General features: G+C 51.2%; 4 protein-coding genes and 1 pseudogene. 4 read left to right on the forward strand and 1 reads right to left on the reverse strand.

Annotated features, from left to right (window positions below; all coding sequences use genetic code 11):
* The first annotated feature begins 623 nt into the window (after window positions 1-623).
* The 4 genes from L692_RS0112745 to coaD all read left to right on the forward strand — a co-directional run bounded on the left by L692_RS0112745 (window position 624) and on the right by coaD (window position 3,921).
* Window positions 624-830 carry a CCE_0567 family metalloprotein gene (locus L692_RS0112745; RefSeq protein ID WP_025700395.1) on the forward strand — a complete coding sequence of 69 codons (207 nt, stop codon included), beginning with the start codon at window positions 624-626 and terminating at the stop codon, window positions 828-830.
* A gap of 178 nt (window positions 831-1,008) precedes the next feature.
* A complete protein-coding gene (locus L692_RS0112750) occupies window positions 1,009-2,418 on the forward strand; it encodes a glycosyl hydrolase (protein WP_198027750.1) in 1,410 nt (469 codons plus the stop codon).
* 391 nt (window positions 2,419-2,809) lie between these two features.
* Window positions 2,810-3,412, forward strand: coding sequence for a 16S rRNA (guanine(966)-N(2))-methyltransferase RsmD (rsmD, locus tag L692_RS0112755; protein WP_269636732.1), 603 nt, complete (start codon window positions 2,810-2,812; stop codon window positions 3,410-3,412).
* Window positions 3,409-3,921, forward strand: a complete 513-nt coding sequence (gene coaD / locus L692_RS0112760) for a pantetheine-phosphate adenylyltransferase (protein ID WP_025700400.1) — start codon at window positions 3,409-3,411, stop codon at window positions 3,919-3,921. The genes rsmD and coaD overlap by 4 nt, the downstream gene beginning before the upstream one ends.
* On the opposite strand, the pseudogene L692_RS32705 reads toward coaD, so the two are convergent.
* Window positions 3,899-4,225: pseudogene (locus L692_RS32705) on the reverse strand (hypothetical protein); the annotation flags it as partial. The gene coaD and the pseudogene L692_RS32705 overlap by 23 nt on opposite strands.

Raw genomic sequence — 4,225 nt, forward strand, 5'->3', positions numbered from 1 at the left:
CGTGGGCGCGGCATTATATTTTGGGGCATAATTCACGATGGTCATATCCGGGGTATTGTAAATTCGCATAAGTTCTTCCATTGATACTGTTATCGTGTAGCGTCCGCACATCTTCAGCACCCTCCGATCAAGGTTTGTCATCAATAATAAGACAAGTCCGGCCGGTCTTCAACGGGGAGGCTTCCTTTTCTTTTTACTTGGCCCGATCTTCCTTTTCACGTTGCCGGACTCGTCCGTTTCAATAATGTACAGCTCTCTTACGGTTGCCGAGAGAAGAAACCATTCTTGCAGGGCTTCTGTTTCATTCATTGGCCCGATTATTCTTTTTCCCCGATAACAAATAAAGAACACTCCGACACCTGGAAATATATGTTGTCCATGTATTATGCATATTCTAGTATTCCGCAGGGAATTTAGATGTAAGAAAGAACACTATTCTTCTAATAATATCCAAATCTATTTATGATTCAGAGGGCATAAAATCTGGGGAAAAGTATATATGAAGTTTAACAAAATACTGTAACATTTATTACATTAAAATAATTATTAAAATGGTATAAATATTATATATTATAAAAATGGGCTGCAGCAGATATGACGGCTCAAATTAGGAGGAGATACGTATGGAGCAAATCGTTAAGCTGAAAGAAGAGATTAAAGCATTGAACAGCGCGGCCATCAGCTTGCAGAATCAGCTTCACGATCTGGCGGAGGGCTTGCCGCTGCATCTGGAGGAGCTCCCCGAATTGGCGCGTCAGACCTTTGAGACTTTTTCTGAACTGGCAGCCAAGCGGCAGGAATTGAAGAGCCTGAAATCGCAGCAAGTCTGAGACCGTCTTACAAGAGAGAGAAATAAGCGGATGTCTGGCGACGGAACCTGTCCAATCACCTTTGAAGGGGTGAGGGACGGGTTCTTTTTCATAGTAAAGAAATAGAGATTGTATGTAAAAAAGCCGCTTCAACAAGCGCATACTCCACGTACACTATCAAAAAAGGATGGTGATAGAGTTGGAGGCAAGAAAGCGGAGTGAGTCTGTAATTTCAAGCATGGAGCCGGTCAATCCGGATATCTCCATCCAAGCCAGGTCGCTGCTGGAACGTCTGTATGCTGTGCGGGGGAAAGGGATACTAACCGGGCAGCATGAGTATTTGGAGGCCCCGTACACATATAGCGAGCATATAAAAGTCCTGACAGGGGTATATCCCGCTCTGAAAGGTGTAGAATTTGGAGGCATTACCGGGCAGACAGCCGAGCAGCTGAACAATCAGCGTCAAAATGTTGTAACCGCTTGCGAATCCTGGCATGCCGCCGGCGGCCTCCTTACGGCTTCGTACCATGCCGCTTATCCCGGAGCTTCGCCGCTGTGGGAGCAAGTTCAGCGCAAGACGACCCAGGCCGAGTTCGACCAGATTATAACGCCCGGAACGGAAAAGTATTCAGCGCTCCTTGCCGATATCGACAGCGTGGCGGTCTATCTCAAGCAGCTGCGGGATGCCGGCATACCGCTTCTCTGGCGGCCCTATCACGAAATGAACGGCGACTGGTTCTGGTGGGGCAGAAAGAATAATTTTTCGGCTCTCTGGGAGATCATGTATGACCGCTTCGTCCGCTATCACGGCCTCAATAATCTGTTGTGGGTTTGGAGCGCCAACGCCAACAATCAGTGGTCGGATGAGGCCAGGCGGTACTATGTCGGCCATAACAGGGCGGATGTCATCGGTATGGATATATACAATAATGATTACAGACAGGACTATTACCTTGATCTGCGCGACATCGGAGAGGGAAAGCCCATTGCGATTACGGAGAATGGCCAGCTCCCGAATATGGCGAATCTAAGAACAAGACAGCCTCAGTATTCGTGGTTTCTTACCTGGGGACGAGAACTGACGAAGAATAATTCGGATGCGGCTATCCAAAATGTGTTTCATGATCCGTACGCTCTAAGCAGGGGGGAAGAACCGTCCCCACCCGATATGCCGCCTCCGGATACTACCGTTGGCGACGGGCTGCTGGGCAACTACTATATTGGAAAGGACTTCAATACGCTTAGGTTGACCAAGGTCATCCCGGTTGTCGACTTTAATTGGAAAAAGAATACGCCGGTCGGCAATTATACCATGTCGATCAGATGGACCGGCTTTATCAAGCAGGAATACACGGAGATGTACGTCTTGTACACCAATGCTTCGGACGGCGTGCGGCTGTACATCGACGGCCGATTGATGATTGACAATTGGACCGTGCAGAGTACGACAGAGAAATCGGCGGCGCTGCCGCTGGAAGCCGGGAAATACTATTATATTGAGCTGGAGTACTTCAATAATGGTGACCCCGAGGCGGTCATACAGCTGTTGTGGTCGAGCGGCAGCCAGTCGAAGGAAGTGATTCCGCAGTCCCGGCTGTATTCCAGGTAGCCAACAAGCATTGCTAAATGGAGCAGTGCTTTTTTTGTTGCAGGGCCTTATCGGACATAGATTGGGGGAAAAGTGGAAATTCTTGCTGAACTAGGGTTTTAACAAAAAAATTCGGGGCCCTCTTTCGAGAGCCCCTTTCATGGGAGAGGAGAAACCGGACGAAGAGCTTATGGGGAAGCGTAAGCTTGCTCCGCGGTTGTCTACGACATCTTGTGAATGTCGATAGTTAAAGCATACCCACGGGAACCGGATTTATACCTGTGCGCGAAAATAATTTGTTCACGGCCGTACGGGGCGGGGTGTGACAAATTTTTTTATTTAACGGCAGGAATGTGGTACGATAAGCGTGGAATTATGTCGTTTTGGCGTAATAAATAGAGAAACAGAGCAGGTGAAGCAAGCAGTGAGAGTGGTGTCGGGCACAGCCAAGGGAAGACCCCTAAAAAGCGTTCCGGGAACCGGAACACGTCCTACGACCGACAAGGTCAAGGAAGCGATTTTCAGCATGATCGGCCCCTATTTCGACGGAGGGTCGGCCCTGGACTTGTTCGCCGGCAGCGGCGGACTCGGGATCGAAGCCCTGAGCAGAGGGGTGGACAGCGCCGTATTTATCGATATGGAGCCGAAAGCAATCGACACGGTGCGGGAGAATCTGAAGGCGGCCAGGCTTGAGGCCAAGGCCGAGGTCTACCGCAACGATGCGAACAAGGCGCTGGCAGCGCTGGAGAGGCGGGGACGGTCGTTCGACCTGGTCTTTCTGGACCCCCCATACCGGCATAAATTCGGAGACGAGCTAATGTCCGCAATGGCGGCCAAAGGGCTGCTGAGACAAGAAGCGGTCATTGTGCTGGAGCATGAATCGGGCTATGAATATCCCGAGCATATTTCCGGCTTCCGTCGGCTGCGTTATGCGTTGTACGGAGAAACGGCGGTATCCATTTACTGTTATGGGTCCGGCTCAGAAACCGACATGGGTGAGGGGGCGCAAGAGTGAGTCTGCAAATAAGAGAAGAAAGAGTTGCAATCTACCCCGGCAGCTTTGACCCGGTGACGCTTGGCCATATCGATATTATTGAACGGGCCGCGAAGCAGTTTGACCGTCTGATTGTGGCGGTTCTAAATAATTTAAGCAAAAATCCGCTGTTCACCGTGGAGGAGCGCGCCGATCTGCTTCGTCAGGTGACCGCGCATCTTCCGAATGTGGAGGTTGATATCTTCCGGGACTTGCTTGCCAACTACATCAGGCAAAAAGAGGCGCAAGTCATCGTACGCGGCATCCGCACCGTGTCCGATTTCGAATACGAGCTGCAAATTGCCACCATTAACAACAAGCTGAATTCGGACGCGGAGACGATATTTATGATGACGAATCCGAAATATTCATACCTCAGCTCCAGCGTGGTCAAGGAAATCGGCCATTTCGGCGGAGACTTGACCGATTTCGTGGCCCCGGAGGTCGAGCGGGCGATCCGGCTCAAGTTCAGCGGGAACGGCCCCGAATAGCCGAGGCAATCCGCAGAGCGGCGGACAGCATCAGCAGGGTAAGCAGCATAAGCAAATGCACGGCAACTAAATACGGCAAATTACCCCATACCGCTTCGGTGCCGGATGTCCCGGTTAAAGCAATCCCTCTGCCGGCCAGAACGGGCAGCGCCGATTCCTGAAACGCCGCAAGCGGTCTGTACAGCAGCAGCGTGAGCAGGAACGCATAGCCGCCATGCAGCAGGCGGCCTGTGGCGAAAGGCAGAAAGCGCGCTCCGGCCGGCTTCAGCACCGCCAGGACCTGTAGCTGCGCGCAGAGGCCGCT

The organism is Paenibacillus forsythiae T98 (assembly GCF_000520735.1).
Lineage (GTDB): Bacteria > Bacillota > Bacilli > Paenibacillales > Paenibacillaceae > Paenibacillus_AQ > Paenibacillus_AQ forsythiae.